Annotated in this window: 25 protein-coding genes; 22 read left to right on the top strand and 3 right to left on the bottom strand. The window is 58.3% G+C overall.

Features of this window, described 5'->3' with window-relative positions; translation table 11 throughout:
• Positions 1-2: 2 nt before the first annotated feature.
• The 8 genes from terL (at position 3) to ACRDT3_RS01250 (ending at position 7808) form a co-directional block, all read left to right on the top strand.
• A complete protein-coding gene (gene terL, locus ACRDT3_RS01285; protein WP_431491230.1) occupies positions 3-1508 on the top strand; it encodes a phage terminase large subunit in 1506 nt (501 codons plus the stop codon).
• A gap of 15 nt (positions 1509-1523) precedes the next feature.
• Positions 1524-3056, top strand: a complete 1533-nt coding sequence (locus ACRDT3_RS01280) for a hypothetical protein (protein ID WP_431491386.1) — start codon at positions 1524-1526, stop codon at positions 3054-3056.
• Between the two features lie 12 nt (positions 3057-3068).
• Positions 3069-4121: a phage minor head protein gene (locus ACRDT3_RS01275; RefSeq protein WP_431491229.1), complete on the top strand. Its 1053-nt coding sequence runs from the start codon at positions 3069-3071 to the stop codon at positions 4119-4121.
• A gap of 170 nt (positions 4122-4291) precedes the next feature.
• Positions 4292-5494, top strand: a complete 1203-nt coding sequence (locus ACRDT3_RS01270) for a hypothetical protein (RefSeq protein ID WP_431491228.1) — start codon at positions 4292-4294, stop codon at positions 5492-5494.
• A gap of 12 nt (positions 5495-5506) precedes the next feature.
• On the top strand, positions 5507-5851 hold the full coding sequence (locus ACRDT3_RS01265) for a capsid cement protein (RefSeq protein WP_431491227.1): 345 nt from the start codon (positions 5507-5509) through the stop codon (positions 5849-5851).
• A gap of 17 nt (positions 5852-5868) precedes the next feature.
• Positions 5869-6948, top strand: coding sequence for a hypothetical protein (locus ACRDT3_RS01260; RefSeq protein WP_431491226.1), 1080 nt, complete (start codon positions 5869-5871; stop codon positions 6946-6948).
• A 75-nt stretch (positions 6949-7023) separates the two neighbouring features.
• Positions 7024-7395, top strand: coding sequence for a hypothetical protein (locus tag ACRDT3_RS01255; RefSeq protein ID WP_431491225.1), 372 nt, complete (start codon positions 7024-7026; stop codon positions 7393-7395).
• Positions 7395-7808 (top strand): DUF6093 family protein, encoded by a 414-nt coding sequence (locus ACRDT3_RS01250; protein WP_431491224.1) that lies wholly within the window; start codon positions 7395-7397, stop codon positions 7806-7808. The genes ACRDT3_RS01255 and ACRDT3_RS01250 overlap by 1 nt, the downstream gene beginning before the upstream one ends.
• On the opposite strand, the gene ACRDT3_RS01245 is transcribed toward ACRDT3_RS01250, so the two are convergent.
• Positions 7805-7993, bottom strand: coding sequence for a hypothetical protein (locus ACRDT3_RS01245; RefSeq protein WP_431491223.1), 189 nt, complete (start codon positions 7991-7993; stop codon positions 7805-7807). The genes ACRDT3_RS01250 and ACRDT3_RS01245 overlap by 4 nt on opposite strands.
• Positions 7994-8023: 30 nt before the next feature.
• On the opposite strand from ACRDT3_RS01245, the gene ACRDT3_RS01240 reads away from it, so the two are divergent.
• The 14 genes from ACRDT3_RS01240 (at position 8024) to ACRDT3_RS01175 (ending at position 19293) form a co-directional block, all read left to right on the top strand.
• Positions 8024-8389, top strand: a complete 366-nt coding sequence (locus ACRDT3_RS01240; RefSeq protein WP_431491222.1) for an HK97-gp10 family putative phage morphogenesis protein — start codon at positions 8024-8026, stop codon at positions 8387-8389.
• Entirely contained in the window at positions 8389-8811 is a 423-nt protein-coding gene (locus ACRDT3_RS01235; RefSeq protein WP_431491221.1) for a hypothetical protein, read from the top strand. Before ACRDT3_RS01240 ends, ACRDT3_RS01235 begins: the two co-directional genes overlap by 1 nt.
• Before the next feature lie 12 nt (positions 8812-8823).
• Positions 8824-9042 carry a hypothetical protein gene (locus tag ACRDT3_RS01230; RefSeq protein WP_431491220.1) on the top strand — a complete coding sequence of 73 codons (219 nt, stop codon included), beginning with the start codon at positions 8824-8826 and terminating at the stop codon, positions 9040-9042.
• Positions 9043-9044: 2 nt separating this feature from the next.
• The gene (locus ACRDT3_RS01225; RefSeq protein WP_431491219.1) at positions 9045-9563 is read left to right on the top strand and encodes a hypothetical protein; all 519 of its coding nucleotides are present in this window, start codon (positions 9045-9047) and stop codon (positions 9561-9563) included.
• Between the two features lie 91 nt (positions 9564-9654).
• Complete coding sequence (locus tag ACRDT3_RS01220) at positions 9655-9873, top strand: hypothetical protein (protein WP_431491218.1); 219 nt, start codon at positions 9655-9657, stop codon at positions 9871-9873.
• A gap of 21 nt (positions 9874-9894) precedes the next feature.
• Positions 9895-10548, top strand: a complete 654-nt coding sequence (locus tag ACRDT3_RS01215; protein WP_431491217.1) for a hypothetical protein — start codon at positions 9895-9897, stop codon at positions 10546-10548.
• Between the two features lie 131 nt (positions 10549-10679).
• Positions 10680-10898, top strand: a complete 219-nt coding sequence (locus ACRDT3_RS01210) for a hypothetical protein (protein WP_431491216.1) — start codon at positions 10680-10682, stop codon at positions 10896-10898.
• A 23-nt stretch (positions 10899-10921) separates the two neighbouring features.
• Positions 10922-14164, top strand: coding sequence for a phage tail tape measure protein (locus ACRDT3_RS01205; protein ID WP_431491215.1), 3243 nt, complete (start codon positions 10922-10924; stop codon positions 14162-14164).
• Positions 14157-14909: a hypothetical protein gene (locus tag ACRDT3_RS01200; protein ID WP_431491214.1), complete on the top strand. Its 753-nt coding sequence runs from the start codon at positions 14157-14159 to the stop codon at positions 14907-14909. Before ACRDT3_RS01205 ends, ACRDT3_RS01200 begins: the two co-directional genes overlap by 8 nt.
• Before the next feature lie 9 nt (positions 14910-14918).
• Positions 14919-16007, top strand: coding sequence for a hypothetical protein (locus tag ACRDT3_RS01195; RefSeq protein WP_431491213.1), 1089 nt, complete (start codon positions 14919-14921; stop codon positions 16005-16007).
• Positions 16008-16832, top strand: a complete 825-nt coding sequence (locus ACRDT3_RS01190; RefSeq protein ID WP_431491212.1) for a hypothetical protein — start codon at positions 16008-16010, stop codon at positions 16830-16832.
• A 37-nt stretch (positions 16833-16869) separates the two neighbouring features.
• Entirely contained in the window at positions 16870-17052 is a 183-nt protein-coding gene (locus ACRDT3_RS01185) for a hypothetical protein (protein ID WP_431491211.1), read from the top strand.
• Between the two features lie 33 nt (positions 17053-17085).
• Positions 17086-17610 carry a hypothetical protein gene (locus tag ACRDT3_RS01180; protein ID WP_431491210.1) on the top strand — a complete coding sequence of 175 codons (525 nt, stop codon included), beginning with the start codon at positions 17086-17088 and terminating at the stop codon, positions 17608-17610.
• Entirely contained in the window at positions 17611-19293 is a 1683-nt protein-coding gene (locus tag ACRDT3_RS01175; protein WP_431491209.1) for a GDSL-type esterase/lipase family protein, read from the top strand.
• A 343-nt stretch (positions 19294-19636) separates the two neighbouring features.
• Here the strand turns inward: ACRDT3_RS01175 and ACRDT3_RS01170 are convergent, their stop codons facing one another.
• Both ACRDT3_RS01170 and ACRDT3_RS01165 read right to left on the bottom strand, forming a co-directional pair.
• Positions 19637-19837: a MarR family transcriptional regulator gene (locus tag ACRDT3_RS01170; RefSeq protein ID WP_431491208.1), complete on the bottom strand. Its 201-nt coding sequence runs from the start codon at positions 19835-19837 to the stop codon at positions 19637-19639.
• A 339-nt stretch (positions 19838-20176) separates the two neighbouring features.
• A complete protein-coding gene (locus ACRDT3_RS01165; protein WP_431491207.1) occupies positions 20177-20959 on the bottom strand; it encodes a DUF6270 domain-containing protein in 783 nt (260 codons plus the stop codon).
• Positions 20960-21011: the final 52 nt, after the last annotated feature.

Here is a 21011-nt window from a genome sequence, read left to right as displayed (position 1 = left end):
CCGTGTCTGCCGCTTATGACTGGGCGGAGTACGCGGCCCGCGCCTTCGAGGTGCCGGAGCATAATTGGGCTACTCCCGGCCAGCTGGCGAAAGCGATCGAGCCAACCACGTTGCAGACCCCGGCGCTCGACCTGATCGACGAGTACCTGGTGAAGGTCGAAGCGGGGGAGATTGATCGTCTGATCATCAACCTTCCGCCGCAGGAGGGGAAATCCACCCGGGTTACGACGATTGGCCCGCTGTGGTTCCTGACCCGTAATCCTGACCGTCGTATCGCCATCGTCTCCTACGCGCAGGATCTCGCTGACGAGTTCGGGCGCAACATCCGAAACCACATCACCAGTAACGACGGCGACGACGAAACACTCGACCTCGGCCTGCGCGTAGCCAAAGACAATGGCGCTGCACGACGCTGGAAACTCGACGGTAAAAAGGGCGGAGTCCGCTCCGTAGGTATCCGCGGCGGCCTGACCGGTCGCGCAGTAGACGCACTCTTCATCGATGACCCCATATCGAACCTTGAACAGGCGTACTCCAAAACCTATCGTGAGCAAGCATGGGGGTTCTGGCAGTCCGTCGGCATCACCCGCCTCGCACCCGGCGCGCCAGTAATCCTGGTACTGACTCGTTGGCACGCTGACGACCTAGCCGGCCGCCTGCTCGCCGGTGAAGACGCTGACCGCTGGACCGTACTCAACATCCCCGCCGAAGCCGTGGAAAACGACCCCCTCGACCGTAAACCCGGCGAATGGCTCGAATCAGCCCGACAGCGCACCCCACACCAGTGGGAACAGATCAAAGTCTCCGTCGGCCCCAAGGTGTGGCAATCCCTCTACCAGGGCAACCCAACCTTGGACGACGGCGGCGTACTCCCAACCGAATGGGCACGCTACGAACAACCAATGTGGATCGAACACGCAGACGGCCGGCACACAGTGCCCGGCATCGACCGCGATGACCACGAACTCATACAGTCCTGGGACCTCGCGTTCAAGGGCGAGAACACATCGGACTACGTTGTAGGTCAAGTCTGGTTGCGCGTCGGAAACGTCGCCTACCTGCTCGACCAAGTGCGCCGGCGGATGAACTTCAACGAAACCTGTGAAGCCATCGAAGCATTGACAGCGAAGTGGCCGGAAGCAACCGCCAAGCTCGTGGAAGACAAAGCCAACGGGCCCGCGGTTATGAACGCACTGCAGAAAACAGTGATCGGGCTGATCCCAGTCGAACCAGTCGGCTCCAAGTACGCTCGCGTGTCAGCTGTCAGCCCGTTGGCGTTCTCCAAGAACATCGTGCTCCCAGCAACCAGCTTGTGTCCTTGGGTGGAACACTTCACCCAAGAAGCACTGTCCTTCCCTGCAGGCGCAAACGATGACCAGCTGGACACCATGTCCCAAGCAGTGAATCAGTTGCTCCTGCACCGCATCGACGGGCTGGGGGATGACATTGTGCAGCCGGATGAATATGACCAACTCGAAACCGACGGATACTATCTGTCGCCCTACTAGGAATGGTGGTGCCGTGTGGATCTGAACCTCAAAGATTGGGCGCCACTAGCCGAAGCTGACACAACCGAGCGCGTCCCAGTAGGCACCGTATCCTCGCTAGAGCACAAGCTGGAGACTTTGACCGAGTCCATGGCCCAGCTGTCATTGGCACGTGAAGATGCTGGTTGGGAGCGGATCCTGCAGGACGGGCAACGCGAACTCACACCCGAAGCACGCCGTCGCAACGCTGAGCTGTGCCGTGTGTATGCGATCGCTAACCCGCTGATCAAGCGCGGCCTGGAACTGCGCGCAGCGTACGTGTTCGGGCAAGGTGTTGGCACCACAGCCACCGGGGAACGCGTCAACGACCTCGTGCAGACCTGGTTGGATGACCCGGAAGTACGTGAGGTATTCGCAGGATCCGAAGCACAGGCACGCAACGAACTAGCCCTCGGCACAGACGGCAACGTGTTCTTCGCCCTGTTCACCAACCCGCTCACCGGACGCGTGAAGCCCCGTGTGATCCCGTTCGAGGAAATCCAAGAGCAGATCACCGACCCAGAAGACTCTTTGAGCGTCCGCTACTACAAGCGGGTCTGGAACCGGCGCGACGCATCCGGTCGCGAGCAAGAGGTCACGACCTACCACCCGCGGTACGATTACCGCCCCCAGATGCGCCAACGCCGATACGGGGCAACCCCGAACAGTGTCGGCCACGACATCATCTGGGATGCACCGATCTACCACATCAAGGTCAACGCCCTCACCGGCTGGCAATACGGCATCGGCGACGCGTTCGCCGCCCTGCCGTGGGCCCGCGGGTACAAGGAATTCCTTGAAGCGTGGGCGATCATGATGAATGCCCTGTCCAAGATCGTTTGGCAGCGCGTCGGCAAGAGCGGAAAGCGTACCGCGGCGACAGGTCGTCGTGAGCTGCAGAAGATCGAGAGCATGGCCCCAGGTGGTGGCGCCAACGCTACTGACGATTCGAAGCTTGAAGCGGTGCCGAAGACCGGCGCCACCATCGACTCTGACTCTGCGAAACCATTGGCAGCCATGGTCGCCACAGCGTTAGGCATCCCAGTGACCATGCTGTTAGCGGATCCTGGCCAGACTGGTGCACGCGCTGTAGCGGAGACCCTGGACTTCCCGACCACGCTGACGATGCAGGGCCGCCAGGAGGTTTGGCGTGAAGCGCGCCGGCAGATCCTCGGCTACGTCATCGACCAGGCAGTCATCGCACCGCGTGGTGTGCTGCGTGGCCAAGGCAAAACGGTGCGAGACGGCGACCGGCTCCAAACGGCGCTCACCAATGAGGATGACCGTACTCTGACCATCGCGTTCCCTGACATCACCAAGGTCGATCCGAAGACCATGATGGACGCTTTGGAGAAGGCAGACGGGCACATCCCACCACTGCTGTTGGCTGAGATGATCATGCGCACCCTGGGCGTGCGCGACGTTGACGAGTGGCTGGAAGAGCTGACCGACGAGCAAGGCAACTTCCTCGACCCGCTCGTGGTAGCCGGGCAGGCCGCGGCTGACGCGTACCGGGCCGGACAAGAATAGGTGGTGATGTTGGTGGCTGTCACAGATGAAACCCTGCTGATAGCCGCCGACACCCGCCGGCGCTTGCAACGGATGACCGACGAACAAGCCGTAGCACTCACAATGGCTTGGGTCGAGGCGTGGGATACGCTCACACCGTTGTTCAACGAAGCACTGCTGGACTTGCTGCAGGGCGCTCCTGACCGGATACCTCGTGCAGTAGTCGCACGCAACCGGAAACTACAGGCAGCCCTACGGCAAGCCCGCACCGTACTGAACGAACTCACCCGGGGCGCCAACGAGGTCATCGAGAACAGTCTCGCTGACGCGGTCTTGGATGCGGTGCAGTCGCATGAAGCGATCCTCCGCACACAGCTGCCGCCCGAAGGCGCCGGTGTTGCTTTCAACTTGGACGCACCAGCGCCGGACGCGCTAGATGCGATAGTTCTTCGCACTACTCAGCAGATTCATTCGGCAACCCGGCCACTGGCCGGCTGGGTGGTCGCTGCCATGCGGAAAGAGCTGATCAAGGGCATCACGGTTGGGGACAACCCCCGCGAGGTAGCACGCAAGCTGATCCGTGCAACCGAGGGACACTTCAACGGCGGACTGGCACGGGCTACACGGATCACACGCACTGAAATGCTCGATGCTCATAGGAACGGGTCGCTCACCTCGGCGAAGCAGAACAAGGATCTGCTGACTGGATGGAAATGGCAGTGCACCCTCGACCGGCGCACCTGCCCCAGTTGCCTGTCCAAGCACGGCACCCTGTACCCGGTGGATCAGTTCGGCCCCGAAGATCACCAAAACGGGCGTTGCGCACGCATCGACGTCACCAAGACATGGAAAGAACTCGGCTTCAACATTGAAGAACCAGCCGACACGTTCCCCGACGCCCGAGCTTGGTATGACGGACTAACCGAAGACAGCCAGCTAGCCATCATGGGCCCAACCCGGATGCAGCTGCTCAACGACGGCAAGATCGGCTGGGAAGACCTCGCCACTCTCCGCACTGCAGATGGCTGGCGAGATTCCTACATCCAGACACCGGTGAAAGACCTTCTAGGTTCCGTCGCTGGCTGACGGGTAATAATCCACCGTCCCGCACCACTTGCACACCACGGACATCGAACCACCCGTAGGTCGCAAGAACACGCGTCCTACCTTCCACTCATGGCCAGGGCAAGCACCCGGCTCACCCGGGGCATCGTTCGCGTTGTCTAAACCCATGAACATGATTATAGGAGGCCGTCGTGCCAAAAAAGATCCGTGAAGCGGCCACCGCAACCCGGCGCGGCCCCGGCCGTATCCTACTGACCCTGATCAGCCCCGGCCAAGGATCCAGCGGCGACTACACCCCAGAGGTACTGGCCACGGCCGCGGCTGAGCGTGCGTTCCCGCGTGGCACCTTAGGCATGATCGACCACGACACCCCAACCGAGATGATGGAACGCCCCGAAGGCTCCCTCCGGAACCTCGCCATCGTGTTGGAAGAAGACGCCTACATCGGCGAAGGCGGAGCGCTGCAGGCCGAAGCCAAAGTCGCTTCCGCGTGGCGTGACCTCGTCGACGACTTCCACGAGCACATTGGCGCCAGCATCTTCGCGAGCGCTGAAATCAGTGTGAACGAGTCCGGGCAGAAGATCGTGGAACGAATTATCCCCAACCCGTTCAACAGGGCTGATCTGGTCACCGTTGCAGGGCGTGGCGGAAAGATCGAGCAAGTCCTCGAAGCAGCGAAGGTCATCGAATCCCGGTCCATCGTTGCTGAAGCCACCGCGAGTGACGTGCGCATGTGGTTGCAATCCACCGTGCGCAACCAGACGGAGGAATGGTCCTACGTAGTCGATCACGATGAAACCTACGTTTACTACGAAACTCACGGAGACCGGATCATTCGACGCTCATACACGCTCAACGGAGTGAACGTGACGCTGGGCGATGACTTCACCGAAGTACGGCTGAACAAGTCGTACGAACCTGTGGTAGCTCAGACCGCCGCAGAATCCAAGAACTCCCCGCCGGACCCGGCTGGGGTAATCGAAAATCAGGAGGAAGCCACCATGGCAACCATTGATGACAAGGAACTCGCCGACCTGCGCGAGACCGCCAGCCGGGCCACCACGGCCGAAGCAGAACTGAAAGCAGAGAAGGAAGCACGAGCCAAGGAAGCCGCCGAACGCGCAACCGAAGCCAAGGACAACCGCGTGAAGGAAGCCAAGCGCATCGTCGCCGAAGCCTTCGGTGAAGACGCACCAGCGCTCTACACCCGCCTCGCAGAATCCGCCGCCACCCCGGAAGACTTCGACGCAGACAAGTTCCGCACCGAAGTCACCGAAGCGGCAGCCAAGACCGAAGCCGACCAGGGCGCAGGCACCCCACGCGGCCTGGGCACCACCACCGTCATCGAGTCGAAGACCGCTGTCTCCGACGAAGACATCATCAACGCACTCTAAGGAGGCAACACAGTGGCAAAGAACCAGCGTTACACCAACGCACTACACATCACCGTCACCGCGCCCCGCGATATCAAGTCCGGTGACCCAGTACAGGTCGGACAGATCAGCGGCGTAGCCCAGATCGACGCACTGACCGGCGAAAAGGTCACCATCTGGCTTGATGGCTCGTGGGACGTGCCAGTAGCTGGCGCGCTCGCATCCGAGGGCCTTCCGGTCTACATCAATGCGTCTGGCACCCTGACCGCTACCGCGACCGGCAACACCCCCTGGGGCGTAGCGCTCGCAACGAAGACCACCGGCACCGCACCCGTTGAGGTCGTGCCGCTCGGCTACACCGCTGGCGCAACCGCCTAAGAAAGGAAGTCAACACCATGACTCACGAAATTGCACAGGAAGGCTTCCGCCGCGCATCCTCTCACGAAGAGCGCGTACACGAAGCCGCCAAGCTGTTCGGTGTAGGTCGCACCGGCGCGGATCCATTCGCTCAGGCGCGCCTGCTCGAAGCATTCACCACTTCGGACTTCCCAGTCCTGCTCAGTGACGCTTTCACCAAGAAGGCTGTCGCAGCGCAGAAGGCTGCGGTCAAGGAATTCGAGCCGATCCTCACCAGCGTCATTGTTGACGACTTCAATCGTCACAAGCTGATCGACCTATGGGGCGGCGACGAATTCGAGACCGTGAAGGAACTCGAAGAGTACAAGGCCGGTTCGCTGAACGAAACCGAACTGACCCACGGCAACCAGAAGCACGGTAAGGCCTACGGCCTGTCGTGGGAGCTCTACCGCTCCCGCAACTTCACCGCCCTCGCCAACTTCCCAGCAAAGTTGGGTAACGGTTCCGTCAAGGGGCAGAACAGCCGTGTGGCTGACCTGCTGGTAGACGCAACTGCAGGCAACTGGAACGCCGGCTTCTTCGGCACCGTCGACACCGCAGCTTTCAGCGCTGACGCACTGGATGCCGCGATCAAGACCCTGTCGCAGCAGGAAGACCACCGTGGCGACCTCGTAGACGTGTCCAACCTCGTGTTGGTTCACTCTTCGGGTCTGCGCTCCGAAGTTCTGCGCGTCCTGAATGCGTACGAACTGGAAATGCAGGTAACCGACGGGTCGAAGACCTCGAAGACCCGCGTGCAGAACCCATTCAAGGGTGTAGTCACCCCGCTGGAATCGCGTGCCGTTGGCAAGCGCCTTGGCGCAGCGCAGTCCACCGGCTGGGCGCTGGTTCCTGCAGGTTCCTCGGACCTGCCAGCAATCATCCGCACCCTGCTGTCGGGTGAAGAAGCAGTCGACATCCGCGTCAAGAATGATCAGGGCAACCGCGTTGGCGGTGGCGCTGTTCCATTCGATCAGGGTTCGTTCCCAGACGACGGCATCTGGTTCCGTGGCCGCGATGTCTACGGCATCGACAAGGGCTTCACCACCGGCGTTTACGCGTCCAAGGGCGCAGCCTAGCAAAACCAATGACTGAGGGGCATCACCGACTGGTGGTGCCCCTCAGCTGTACCCAAAAACTTTGAAGGAGTGCTCATGGACTACGAAACACCAATACGGCAAGTTCGTGTACTGATCGCAGACATGGCCACTCCACCACTGATCGACGACCCGACCCTGCAAACCTATCTGGAACTGCAGGGGTGGGAAGACGGCGCACGCTGGGCTGTCAAACGTGCAGCTGCCGACGCGCTCGAAGCTATCGCAGTGTCCGAAGTGCTGGTCTCCAAGAAGATCCGCACCCAGGACCTCACCAGTGACGGGCCGGCAGTCGCCGAGGCGCTCCGGAAACTCGCTGCAGGTTACCGAGGCCAAGCCGACGATGAAGACCCAGACTTCGGTGGTGTCTTTGAAATCATCGACACCGGCCATAGTCGGCTTGAAGCTGAGGAATGGAGGGTCTTCTGATGCCTTTCCCCGGAACCAAAATCATTCCCGACGGCTGGTCCGATCATCACCGGCCAGTCGCTGCCGGCGGCATGACCGCTGACTGTGTCATCGATCGAGTCACTGATGGCCCTGCGCCATTCCCGCTGCCCGAAGGTTGGACAGGACGCACCAGGTTGTGGTCTGGCAAGGCTCGCATCCAAGAACTGAAGCGTGAGCAGGCGGCCGACCTTGCAGGCCAGCCCACCGAGTCACGCCAGTACCTGATCCAACTCCCATACGACGGCACTCTGCCTGAACTTCATGTGGGGGAGCGCGGCGACATCGTCACCAGCAACGGCACTGAGTACATCCTGAAGCAACGGATGACCGGCTCTGAACTCTGGGCTCACGACTTCATCGCATGGGAAAACCAAACCCAGCAGAACCCTTAGTTTCTCAGGTTCGACTTCTTCACTGCGCCAACGATGATGCAGGCAATTCCTGCGGCCATCATCAGGAACATCACCGGGGTCATGACCCCGCCGTTGATGATCATGATGAACAGCGGAAACGCCGTCAAGATGACTCCGAAGTAGATGAAACCGGTACCTGGCTTGTATTTGTGCTTTTCAGTCATACCTGAACCATAGCCAACGAGGGAGACATCATGAGCTTTGATGCATCAGAGTTACGCAACCTCAGCGTGGAACTCGGAACTGTTCCCAAGGTGGTCGGCCAGCTGGCGAAAGTCGTGGTCAAGAAAACCGCGAAGGACATCGAGGGCACAGCCAAGACCTTGGCCCCGGTAGACACCGGCTTCCTCCGCTCCGGAATCAAAACCTCAGACCTGCGCAATGTCAGCCAGGAATCACCATCTGCTGAAGTCGTGGCATCCGCCAGCTACAGCCCGTACCTCGAATTCGGTACCAGCCGCATGGCCCCTCAACCGTTCATGCGACCAGCCGCAGACAAGCATGTCGACGCGTTCGAGCAAGCGATGGCGCAAATCATCGAGAAAGCAGTGAACAGCTGATGGACGCAACCACATTCAGTGCTGAGCTCGAAGCCAAGCTGAAAGCTATCCCAGCCTTTGGTGGGCGCGCCTACGACGGGTACATCCCGGGCAAGATCCCCACCGACGGCGCAGGATACGTCCTTCCGTACGTTTTGTTCTTCGCTGGAATCCCGGCCGACATCGGCGACCCAGATCTGACTGGCATGACGGACACCCTCGTGCATGACTGGGCACCGCAGACGAACTGCGTCGGACCCACGCCGGGTCACGCACGCAAATGCGCAGAAATAGTCGCCGCCGCGCTGACCAACACACGAATCGGGAACCACCGGCTGCACGTCGACACCGACGCGTTCCGGGTCGCCGTGCCCCTCAAAGACGACCAGGCAATCCCAGCCAGGTTTTTCCTGCCGCTCTCGTGGCGGCTCACCACCACCTAAAGGAGGCCCACCGTGGCAACCCCTAAACAGGTCACCGAGCCAGCCACCCCCGCGGTGGTAGCCCGGATCACTGAACCAGCACGACCAGACCGCGTCTACGACCCGCGCAAGAAGGTCAAGGTATACGACACCAACACCAAGCAGGTCGTACGCCGTCCAGTACCAGAAACCTGGCTCGACGGACGCTTCCCGAACCTCGCACCAGTCCCATCCTCGAAAGAAGGTAAGTAGCTATGGCCGCCAAGGGTCCAAAGATGCTCAACATGAACAACCGCGCCCTGTGGTGGGTACCAACCATCGCTAACAAGAACGCGCCAACGGTCGCCGAGGTCACTGCTGGTATCCAGCTGACCTGCCTCGTGACCGTAGCGAACTACCAGTTCGGCATCACTGGCACCGCCGTGATTACCGACCCTTCGCCGTGCGACTCCATCGAAGCCGGCGCCCCAGGCATGGACACCGTCGAGGCTGGCTTCGACATGTTCCGCTTCAAGGACGCTGTCGAAGACATCGCGTGGACTACGTTCACCGACAAGGGCATCGGCGGGTACCTCGTGGAGCGTATCGGCCAGGTCGCGGACGGTGAAGACCCATCAGAGGTGCCACTGGCCACTGGTGATGAAGTCGCCGTGATGGAGGTCCTGACCTTGTCGCCACGCACTCTGTCGCCGGCGACTGCGGGTTACGAGAAGTTCAACCAGTCGTTCGCTCCGCAGTCCTTCGCGCCTCGCGCTGTGGTCGCTGCAGCGTAACTAAAGACCAGTCCGGGTAGGGGTGCTTGACTCCCGCTCCTGCCCGGACTCTAAACCTTTCTGGGGTCACCACAATCATTAGGAGTCAACCATGGCTGAGAAACGCCACTACAAGGGCACCGTATCCCGCGACCAGCTGAAAGCAGCTGTTGAAGCGTTGGGGCTGAAGCCCGAAAACACGGTGTCAATCAATATGACAGCAGATCGTGTCCGTGTCATTGAATACGTGCGCGACGAGAACGGAGCCCGGATCCTCAACGAAGCGTTCGAAGGCTTCGACCGCCGATGCTACACCCTGCAAGTCAAGTAACCACCAAGTAGGAGTCAAACCATGTCTGAGAACATCACCCCCAACGCAGAGCTAGACCTCGACGATTGGCTGGCCATGGGCGAACGCACCGTCCATAACGTCAACCTGTACGCACGCTTCGACCTGATCGCAGAAATCGACGCCCTCGAAGCGCAGAAAGTCCCAGTCGAAGAGGTACCAGAGGACGACGAAGCTCTCGGCGGGAACAGCAACCCGAACGCCGGGCTCGATGCTGAAATCGACGAACTGAAAATGCGGATCCATGCCTCGAAGAGGATCTTCCGCGTCACCTCACTGACCGACGCTGAAATCGCTGACATCCGCGAAACTGTACTCACCGAGTGCTCCAAGGAAATCGACAAGCAAGCAGAGCTCGGCAAGAGCGAAGCCCGCAAGACCGCGGCCCGCATGGAAGTGAAGACCCCTGCCGACGTGAACGCCCTCGTGCGCGTCAACGTCAACGAGTTCACCCGAAAATTCATTGAGCGTGAATCTCGGCTCCGCATCATCGCAGCGTCCACCACACTCATGAACAAGGGGCAACTGGTCAGCCTAGACCTAGAGCAGGCTCGCACCCTCTACGAAAAGCTCGGCGAAGCACAAATGCGGTTGCTTTCCGATGCGAACGCACGCGCCACCCAGGACATCCCCGAGGTGACCGTCCCAAAATCGTAGAAGCCCTCGGAACCCCGCGCTGGGCCCACCTGCTCGACCTGGTGGAAACAGCGCGGGACTGCCGCATCCCCGTCACCGTGCTCCTGGGCGTACGGGAAGACGACGGGACGTACTGCGACCAAGACAAAATCATGCAGATCGCATACACCAAATATTTGAAAACGATCTGCCCCGGCTGCGGCCTACCCGCACACATCACCCGCGGAGACGAAAACGTCGGACGGTTCGAAGTGCACGACGACACCATGTGCCACGGCTGCGAAGCGTTGGAAACGTTCACGTCCAACAAGAACCGCACCACATGGCCGGGCCAGAAACTCCACCTGAAAGACACCCATCTTGACGGATAACTAAATAAAGGCGGTGCCCAGCGGTGGACAAAAAGCTGAGAGTTATTGTTAGCTCCGAAATCGGTTCGTTCATCAAGGACATGGACCGGGTTTCCGCCAAAGCCAAGGAAACCGCTAAGAAGACCGAAGACGCGGGCAAGCAGTCACAGTCCGGCATTGGCCGTCTCGCTGATGTTGCCAACCGGCATGAGGAAGCCTGGGGCCAGGTATCGAATACCATGGTTGGTGCCGGAACGCTGATCACTGGCGGACTCGCGCTATCGGGCAAGGCGGCAATGGACTGGCAGTCGCAATTCGCTGGGGTCCGCAAGACCATCGACGACACCGAAGAGGGCTATGCAGAGCTCTCCGATGGGCTGCGCGACCTCGCCAAGGAACTGCCGTCCACGCACGCTGAGATCGCAGGCGTGGCCGAGGCCGCCGGCCAGCTGGGCGTAGCCCGCGACGACGTTCTAGGCTTCACCGACACCATGATCGACCTCGGCGAAACCACCAACCTGACCGCGGAAGACGCTGCCACGAACATCGCGCAGATCTCCAACGTCATGGGCACCATGGAACGCGAAGGCGCGCAAGGCGTGGAACGCTTCGGCTCCGCACTAGTCGCTCTCGGCAACGATGGTGCATCCACTGAAGCCGAGATCTTGTCGATGGCTCAGCGTATCGCTGGTGCAGCCGCATCGCTGGGCGCTTCCGAAGCTGACGTGCTGGCGCTGTCCAACACCCTGGCATCCATGGGTGTCCGTTCAGAGCTCGGTGGCGGCGTCGCAACCCGTGTCCTGCTGAAGATGCGTACCGCAGTCGACGAAAGCGGAGAATCCCTTGAATCGTTCGCAGGCGTAGCAGGCACCTCAGCCGAGGAATTCGCTTCCAAGTTCAGCAGCTCCCCAATGGAAGCCCTGCAGGATGTCGCCGAGGGCATCGCACGCACCAACGACGCTGGCGGAAACCTGACTGCCACGTTGAAGGATATGGGCATCAAGGGCACCGAGGAAATGCAGGTCATGTTGGCCCTCGCGAACTCCGGCGACCTGCTCACCGAATCCCTGGAACTCGGATCTAAAGCGTGGGAAGAAAACTCGGCTCTGGCCGACGAAGCCGCTCAACGCTACGCCACCGCTGAATCCAAGGTCAAAGTCGCCTGGAACAACATCAAGGACGCAGGCATCGACGCGGGAGCCGTACTGCTCCCTGTCATTGCAAGCATGGCCGAAGGTGTAGCTGACCTTGTTGGCTGGTTCACCGACCTGCCAGCACCAGTCCAAGGCGCTGTCACCATCCTTGCCACCGTCGCAGGTGTTGGAGCACTCGCAGCGGGCGCGTTCATGAAGATCGTGCCAGGAGTAATCGACACGGTGACCGGGCTCCGCGACCTGATCAAGGAAGGCCCGAAGTCAGTCGGGTCCATGTCCAAGATGGAGAAAGGCGCACTCGGTGTTGCCGCCGCGTACACCGCGATAGCTGCCGCAGCGGCACTAGCTTCAGACTCTCGCCGAAAGTTCGACAAGCAGATCGAGTCTTCGGAGATCGTCAACGCCTTGGACGGCATCGCCGGCAAGAGCGACGAAGCATACGCAGCGCTCGACAAAGTGTTCAACGGCAGCGTTGTCACCGGCGGAGGCTCAGGCCTCGGCGGTGCACCAACAGCAGTCAACGACCTCGCATCAGCGATGGACCGCCTGTTCAACACCACCGGGTTCGACAACTTCAATGATTTCCTAGGAACATGGCTCCCCGGCGTGGAGTCCGGATCCGAGGTTGTCCGCGAGAACATGCGCGAGATGGACGCGGCCCTCGTTGAACTGACCAGCGGTGGAAAGTTCGACGACGCGGCCGCCGGCTTTGCGCGTGTCATGGAAGCGGCCACCGAACGCGGTGCTGATGTCAAAGACGTTATGGACATGTTCCCGCAGTACCGGGATGCCGCCTACGAAGCGCTAACCGCTAACGGTGAAACGCAGGTATCGCAGGAACGCCTTGTCGAAGCGATGCTCAAAGGCCTGCCAGCTGGTGAGGCCGCAGCAGACGGCACAAACACAGCAAAGACAGCCTACGAGAACGCGGCTAAGGCCGCGCAGGAAGCAGCCGAAGCTGTTGATGAATGGTACGACTCGCTGGTCAACACTGGCATGGTCATCATTGGTGAGAACGAAGCGATCCGGCGACTGCAGGAATCGATCAACTCGGCAACGAAGACCATTACTGAGAACGGCAAAGTGGTCGACAAGAACGGTGAAGCATTCGACCGGACCTCAGAGAAGTACCTTGCTAGTTCGTCGGCGCTCGACGGTATCGCATCCAGTACGCTCGCGGTCATTGACCCTATGCGTGAAGCCGGTGCGACCACCGCTGAAATGTCCGAAGAGATCGCGCACGGCCGGGAGAACTTCATCAAGCAGGCAACTGCGATGGGCTACAGCAAGGAAGCAGCTGCAGCCTACGCAGACCAGCTGGGCCTGATACCTGGCAGCGTGTACGTGCAGTTCAACTCCAACACTGATTCGTTGGCGGGGAAGATCACTGAGATTCACGAGCTGGTGCAGTCCACTCCGGACGGCAACGTCACCATCACGGAGAACTCGCCTGAAGTGCGGTTGGCGTTGGAAACCCTCGGGTACATCGTCACCGAACTGCCCGATGGGCGTATCGAAGTGTCGGAAACCGGCACCGACGAAACCGGTAAGAAGATCGACGAGACCGCTGCCAAGAAGCGGGTCGCGAAGATCAACGCGCAAGCGATCACCGGCGCCGCTGAAGAAGCACTGAAGAACGCGGCGCGCACACGGTTCGCCACCATCGCAGTAAGCACCCGATTCACTGACTCGGGTGCATCAGCGGTGCACCGTGGCGGTACAGGTGGACTGACTGGCAACTATCGCGGCGGGCAAATCAGTTTGCCTGGCTACGAGGACGGCGGGAAACTCCCACGTACTGGTCTCGGCCGGGACATGATCCTCGGAGTCACCTCTGAGGGCCGACCGATTGCGAACGTGGACGACGAAGAGTGGATCATCCGCGCAACGTCAGCCAACAAGTACAACCGTGTGCTTGGCGCAATCAACGCCGATGACCCATCAGTACAGCACCTAGCCAGCTTTGCCGGCGGGGGGCGCCCGGTAGGGAACACTATGCCTGCCCTCGCTGGCTCGACCGAAGTAAACCTTCATTTGACGGTCGTCGCAAGCCCAAACGAACGTCGATTGGCACAAACAGTTCTCGGAGAAGTCCGTGGATTGTTCAAGAATTCGGGGGTATCAATTGGCTGATTCAATCGTGCTCGACGGGGTGACGCTAAACAAAAATTCCCGAGAGGGAGCATGGAAAGTCACTGGAATCGAGGGTTGGTGGGATTCTGCCAAGGCCCAAGCTGCGGACGTGGAACGACCGAACAATGATGGGAGCATGCCGGGCGTTATCACGTACGAACCACGTCAGATACGAATCAGCGGAAGAGTCATTGCCAAGAGCCATAACTATATTCATGAAGCTATGCAGATGCTGGCGGCCCTGAGCTTTCGCTCTTTCTCCAATCTGACTGTGGCCGGCCACGGCGCTACTCAAACAGCAAGCGTTCGGATTGACGGGAACGTGTCGTTCAACATCAGGAGTGACAAGTATCTGCAGTTCGAAATTCCTCTCATTGCGTTGGATCCGTTCAAGTATGGGGAGCGCCGGTACAAGTCTGTGGCAGCTGGTGCCTCCGATACGGTATTTCACCGCGGGACGGTCGAAGCGTGGCCCAGTGTAACCGTCTTAGGAAGCATGCCGGATGGGTACACGGTCAGCATTGGCGGCCAATCTGTGTCGGTGCCTATGGGGATTCCCTCTGGGGTTACTCACACGATTGATTACCGGCGCCGTCGCTTGTACATCAACGGCGAATTGTTCATGGGCGCGTTCGGCTCCCAGAAATTCCGATCGATCCCTCCAGGCTTGCGGACGAATGTCTCGCTCTCGGCCCCGAGCGGATCCGGCAGCGCCGGAGTCACCGTCTACGACACATATATCTAAGGAGGACTCGTGGCTTACAAAGTCTGCATGGTGGACACAGGGTCGTGGGCCAAGATCACCGATATCGAACCGCTATCCGGATCATGGGCAAGGGCCTTGAACGGTGGCCGTAGCGGATCCATGATGCTGAATGCCGGGTATGACGGATCGCTGGGCCCGGTGATCCGCTCCACCACGTGGCCGCTGGAAACAGTAGTTGTTGTGGAGTCGGACTCCCGAATCGAATTTGCCGGATTCGTGACCACGACCAAATACTCTTGGGCGACACAGCAAGTGAACCTGTCGCTGAACGATATTTGGTGGATCTTCGGGAAACGGTTCCTCCTGGATAACAGGACCAGCTCGCTCACCCAGTCGCAGCTCGATTTCGACAACGTCGATTCACGGATGCTGGCGAAACGAGCTATCGAGTTCGGCACCAACGGAGGTTCATCTCCGGAGTACAACTTGCCGATTGTGCTGCCGGCCAATTCGTCAGGCACGATCGATCGAACCGTGTACGGGTACGACATGGAAACTATCCAGGATCTCCTGGACGAGGCCATGGATGCCGAGGGCGGCGTGGATCTGGACTTCCGTCCCCGCTGGGCTGCCGATGGCACCTTGGAATGGGTGATGGAAACCAACGCGAACAAGACCCGGCTCCTTGAGTGGGATCTGGACGCGGACGAGCACAATGTCACCGACTTCGATTTCACTATCGAGGGCCAAGGCATCGGCAACATCGTCTACGGCCTGGGCGAAGGGTCTGAAGTGGATATGAAAGTCCACGCCGCGAAGACACCGGATTCCGTTTACCTCGCGCTTGAGCGCGCAGTTTCATTCAAGGATGTGAAGAACGCGGATGCACTGCGACGGCGCACGTTGGGCGAGATGGTGCCGACCAATGGTGCGATCCGGCAGATCAGCATGAGGATCAATGGCGAAGGCCGGCCTAACGTTGGAGACCTTCACTTGGGGTCCACCGTTCGGTGGAAGGCAGACAACGATCCGTGGTTGCTGGCTGGCTGGTCTGGCGAGTGGGAGCTCTTGGAGTATTCCGGTTCGATGACTGACTCAGAAGTGAAGCTTGAGTTCCAAGGCAGGGAGGGCGACTAATTGGGCAAGCATAATCTCAAAGATCCGACCTTCGCTGATATCTTCCGGCGCCTGAAGCGCCTGGAAACGAACACGATGCTCGCCTCGGCCTCGGTCGGCCGCGGACGTTTGCGGTTCTATGACGGTTCGGTGCTGCTCATTGAGAACGGCGCCCTGAACGTCACTGGCACAGCGACTATCTCGGGTGTGCTGGACGTTTCTGGAATCACCAATCTAAAAGGTCAAGTATCCGTGACCGGCCCGATGGAGATCTCGGGAACGACGAACATCACCGGCAATACCAACATCATGGGCGAGCTGAACGTAACCGGCCCGACTACCCTTGATGGCATCACCGACATTGGCGGAGACACCACAATCACCGGCCTGCTGGATATCACTGGTGATACGACGGTTGATGGAAACTTCGAGATTCTCGGTAATGGTTTGTTCAAGGCTGGCGTGACGCAGATTGAACCGAACGGTAAAGCGACATTCGGTGACTTCATTATCGACCCGTCATCGAACAAGCTGATCCAGGCACCGGGCGGCTGGCTGTTCTCTACAGGTCCGGGAAGCATCGGTTTGGCGGACTCTGGTACTTCGTCGGTGAACTTGAATTCCGTGTATGCAGAACTGAATTACAACACTGCCCGTATACGGCTCACGCTCAATGACACCGTGATTTCCAACAGGCTCACGGTTGAAGGAGCCGCAGAGGTCAAAGGAAACATGATCGTGCGTGGTGGAACCGTCACGTTCCAGAATTTGCTATCTGCTACATCTCCGCCAAACGTATTCATTGATTCAAGCGGAGTCCTTCGACGTACCTCCTGGGTTCCGTAAAGACAGCTTCATCCACCTAATTTTAAGGAGCGACTAATTGGCAAAACCGACGATCGAAGATCGGCTCGAATCTCTCGAAAATGAATTATCTGAGCTTCGGGTATCCGATGCAATCAAAGACTCCATCATCGGGGAGTACCGGCAAGCGTTATCCGAGGCTCAACTTAAAATTGCGATCCTGAACGGGAAACTCAAACAAGCAAACCAACCCACCGCCTAGCACGGTGGGTTTTCTTATTCCCAAGGGGGCACAGTGGCGACCGTAACCGGGAACCTCAAAGACATTACCGGCGGGTTGATGGACTCGCGTGAGGGCATAGTCCAATTCACCCTGAACCAAGGCAATATCCGCGTGAGCGGCGATAACGTCGTCCCGGACAACACCCGCGGAGCAACCCCAGACCCATCTACAGGTGAGTTCAGCATCAACCTGGAACCAACAGACCAGATGGCGCTCGATGCGTGGTACACGGTTTCGGTGCTCTGGCTGCAACAGGATGATTCCGGATTCAAGAAGCCAGCCGCGCTTGCCAGTTACCTGGACCTGAAGATCCGTGTCCCTTCTTCTGGCGGTTCGATAGGTCAGCTCATTGACCCAACAGCAGGGGGCGGCGGTGGAGGTGGCAGTTCGAATCCGAATAACCGGATCGTGTGGGTGTCGCAGACACCTCCCTCAAATCCTCGGCCCTGGATGCTCTGGCTTGAGCAAGAGCCTGGTCCTAATCCTGATCCTTTCGACCCGCGAAACACATCAGACTTGCATGAATGGAGGCCATAAATGGCTTGGGTAGTTATCGCTAATTTGAAGGGTGCCCCGGGGGATGCAGCTTCACTGGCTGAGCTCGCTAACCGCCCGAAGTCCACAGTGCCGAACCTACCTGCGGGGCGAAACCTCAATGCGATGCACCAGCAGGAGCATGTCGGCTGGTGGGGATTCACCAAGGACGAAGTAACGGGCGAACCTGCGGAAATGGGCGCCGCGTTGGCAATGTTAGAAGTCATCGCGCCTAATTCTTCTGTGGCCGTTCAGCGTATCCATGATCGCAACACACGCATCACCTACGAGCGTTCGATAATTACGCCCTCGAATAATTCGTGGAGCGCTTGGCGAGCATTCGCGATGGTTGATCAAACCCTGACGAAGCGCGGTGTGATTGGTGACGCGACTGTCTCAGGAAATCTGAACAACTACAACACCTCCGCCGATATTGGTTTCTGGGCGCTTTGGGCTCCGTACAACCTCAATACACCGAAAGACTCGCGTGGGCGTTGCACACTTGAAGTGCTCTACGATGCCGGCGGGGGAATCTCTCAGCGTCTGATTGAGCGCGAGTCCGGTCGAACTTGGTCTCGTGTTTACGCGAATTCGGCTTGGCAGTCGTGGATGGACCTTTCCAAGGATGGACCCCTCACCCCATTCGTGAACGCGCTCAAACAAGGCAAGAACCGCCCGGTAAATATCGTAGCGGTCGGTGACTCCAATACCGAGGGCTACGGAATAATCGAAGGGATCACGGGGCGTTGGATCAACAAGCTGTCCAAGGGGCTGAATCGGAAGGTCGGCTCCTGGTACGGACCAGAATTCCCGTTTATTCCTGCACGCTATGTCATGTCTGACGTGACAACTGGGAAACCTGTTAGTTCAACTGGAACCATCCTTTCAGGATACGACTTCGGCTTCGGGTGGCGGTCGGTTGCGTTGACTGATAACACTTCAGAGGTTGCATTCACCTTCTTAGGCACTAAAGCGTCCGTGATGTTCACAAAGGGACCTGTCACCGGAATCATGGATGTCCTGGTAGACGATGTCCTGGTAACGACATTAGACACCAACCAAACTGTGTTGGCTCCTTCCTCGCGGTGGGACACCGGCTCGTTGGAATACGCTTATCACACGGTGAAGATCCGCCGTAACGCGGGCAGCCCTTCCGGACGATCTGTATATCTTGAGGGCCTATTCACATGGCAGAATAACGAGACTTTCGGTGTACGAGTCATCGATTCCGGGTACACGGGATGGAAGATGACCAACATTACTGATACCCGTGCCAGCTACCTGGCTCAGGCTATGAAATCAATTGGTGATGTAGAACTGATCATCGTGAATCTCGCGACGAACGACGCTCGTGCCGGTGCTGTAGTCTCCGACTACCGAGAGGCAGCGTTGCGGATAATCTCGTGGACACGGGGAAACAGTATTTACGCACCCATTGTGTTCGTGCTGCCTTTTGTGGGGGCTGACCAAACACGGGCGGATATTGATAAGTACGGAGCGGAGCTTGGACGCATCGCTTCAGAATTCCCTTGCGTGCACTTCGTGGATATGAGCATGAACATGCCTAGGATCCCGTCAGATCGCAGCTTGCCTGAATCACAGGGCCTTTACTACGACGGACTACACATGAATGAACAGGGGCACACAGCCTTTGCGGGCCACATGATCCGCGAGCTAGTGAAGTAAAAAGAAACCGCTTGGGAGCTACTAAGTTCCCAAGCGGTTTAGGCTGGTTCCCCATTGATCCAATGATCAACCTTCGGACTAACTAGTGGCCCAAGGAAGTATTGACTTGCTTGCCCCTCAGCGGGTTGCGAGCACATAGGACAAATTTCGTCTTTCCCATCGTACTTGGACGGATCGAATGATCCAGGAGTGCTTGAACTGGCCGCATAAGAGTTGTGTGAGCATTCAGGGCAAGACCACATGACCTCATGCACCGCATTTTTATCGTTGCTTTGATGGCCTGATCGTTCTACGACAGGGTTGTTGAAGGGCTGGAATTCTGTGTTGACGCTTGGCATATGAGTCATTGTTTCGTTTCCGTTTTAAGTATTTTATGGACTTGCTGTCGAGATAGTCCGAGGTGGGTGGCGAGTTCGGTTGCTGAAACCCCGGCTTGCCTCGCTATTTGCACTGCTGTGTCGCGGTGGTTCACTGCGTGCATGTACTTTTCGTGTGCTTTGGTGAGCTGTTCCTGTGCTGTTTTAGCGGTGTTGATTTCGCTCATAACCCAACAATAGTAAACCCCATGCGACAAAGCAACCCCAAGATTTGAGGTACCAATGCCTACCCATGTTTTTCGGCCCAAACATAACCCGCAGAGAGGGTGAATATGCCTTCTTGGGTTGATGATCTGCTTCAACCGGGGGTGTTGATCCCGTGTGCGGTGATCTTGTTCATTCTCTGGCTGATTGTTCGGTCGGCGTTCAAAGCGTTCCCGTTCGTAGCCAACGCGATCGAGATGGGGCAACAATATGACGGGCTTTGCGACGCTTTACTCGGATGCCGCAGGTGTTGGGGTGTCAAAGGCTGTTAATCTGCCTGTTTAGGTCGCTTGTCGCGGGGTTCAATTCGAACCCCGCGACTCGACCACGTCTTCAAAAACAAAGCGCGTTAGGCGGGTGAGAAAACGCTGGTGGTAGTCGAACGTATAGTGCACACCGAATGCTTTCCAAGGGTGACCTTCGAATGAACGTTGGTTTTCAGTGAGGACATCAATCTCAGGGAAGCCGAATGTTGTACGCACGTAATCGTCCATCTTGTCCCAGTGCTTATTCATCCGGACGCCCCAATCTTTGAACTCATGGACGCTGCCATCTGTGGCATTCCATTCCGCCACGTTTCGGGCACGATGGATGATTATGCGCGTTCCTGGAAGTTCTGCTCCCATGAAGGCAAAGAACTTGTCCGCCGCGTCTTTCCACAGATCCAGAAATTCTTTCGGCGTACGGTCCAATCTGAGCCAACGTGATTCCACTTCGCTGAAGTATGGTGTCTTCGTCGTTGACCAGTTGTTGCGGGTTATCAAGTCACCAGTGGAAATTTGTGCTACACCGAAGAACATGTCGGGCCAGAAATCCATGATCAGATAATCAGGGCGGGCCTCCCTCAGTTCGTCTAGGAAATGGCGCCCGAACTCACGACGAAGATTGTTTTGAATACGGGGTTGAAGATCAGCGAATTTCGGTGAGTCAAACTCTACTGGCGGGGCCATGAGGGATACCAGCGAAACATGATCAGCTAGCAACACGCATTCGTACAGATCCTTGTAGCCGGGGTTGAACTTGCTGTTGAAGTTGTCACGGGTGACACAGCTTCCAAACACGGCAACTTTGATAAGGGGATCCATGCGGTCAATCATATCCATTTATTGGATAGACGTTTACTTTCCGTTATCCAAG

The organism is Glutamicibacter sp., assembly GCF_050701915.1.
Classification (GTDB): Bacteria; Actinomycetota; Actinomycetes; order Actinomycetales; family Micrococcaceae; genus Glutamicibacter.
The sequence above is the reverse complement of the archived record's forward strand: the minus strand, read 5'-3'. Positions and strand labels throughout refer to the sequence as shown.

Excerpts from the sequence above, each read along its gene's own strand:
- ACRDT3_RS01235 (WP_431491221.1), top strand. The coding sequence starts at position 8,389 with ATGGACGCAACCACATTCAGTGCTGAGCTCGAAGCCAAGCTGAAAGCT.
- ACRDT3_RS01215 (WP_431491217.1), top strand. The coding sequence starts at position 9,895 with ATGTCTGAGAACATCACCCCCAACGCAGAGCTAGACCTCGACGATTGG.
- ACRDT3_RS01175 (WP_431491209.1), top strand. The coding sequence starts at position 17,611 with ATGGCTTGGGTAGTTATCGCTAATTTGAAGGGTGCCCCGGGGGATGCA.
- ACRDT3_RS01225 (WP_431491219.1), top strand. The coding sequence starts at position 9,045 with ATGGCCGCCAAGGGTCCAAAGATGCTCAACATGAACAACCGCGCCCTG.
- ACRDT3_RS01165 (WP_431491207.1), bottom strand. The coding sequence starts at position 20,959 with ATGGATCCCCTTATCAAAGTTGCCGTGTTTGGAAGCTGTGTCACCCGT.
- ACRDT3_RS01260 (WP_431491226.1), top strand. The coding sequence starts at position 5,869 with ATGACTCACGAAATTGCACAGGAAGGCTTCCGCCGCGCATCCTCTCAC.
- ACRDT3_RS01255 (WP_431491225.1), top strand. The coding sequence starts at position 7,024 with ATGGACTACGAAACACCAATACGGCAAGTTCGTGTACTGATCGCAGAC.
- ACRDT3_RS01245 (WP_431491223.1), bottom strand. The coding sequence starts at position 7,993 with ATGACTGAAAAGCACAAATACAAGCCAGGTACCGGTTTCATCTACTTC.
- ACRDT3_RS01170 (WP_431491208.1), bottom strand. The coding sequence starts at position 19,837 with ATGAGCGAAATCAACACCGCTAAAACAGCACAGGAACAGCTCACCAAA.
- ACRDT3_RS01210 (WP_431491216.1), top strand. The coding sequence starts at position 10,680 with ATGCAGATCGCATACACCAAATATTTGAAAACGATCTGCCCCGGCTGC.
- ACRDT3_RS01240 (WP_431491222.1), top strand. The coding sequence starts at position 8,024 with ATGAGCTTTGATGCATCAGAGTTACGCAACCTCAGCGTGGAACTCGGA.
- ACRDT3_RS01220 (WP_431491218.1), top strand. The coding sequence starts at position 9,655 with ATGGCTGAGAAACGCCACTACAAGGGCACCGTATCCCGCGACCAGCTG.
- ACRDT3_RS01250 (WP_431491224.1), top strand. The coding sequence starts at position 7,395 with ATGCCTTTCCCCGGAACCAAAATCATTCCCGACGGCTGGTCCGATCAT.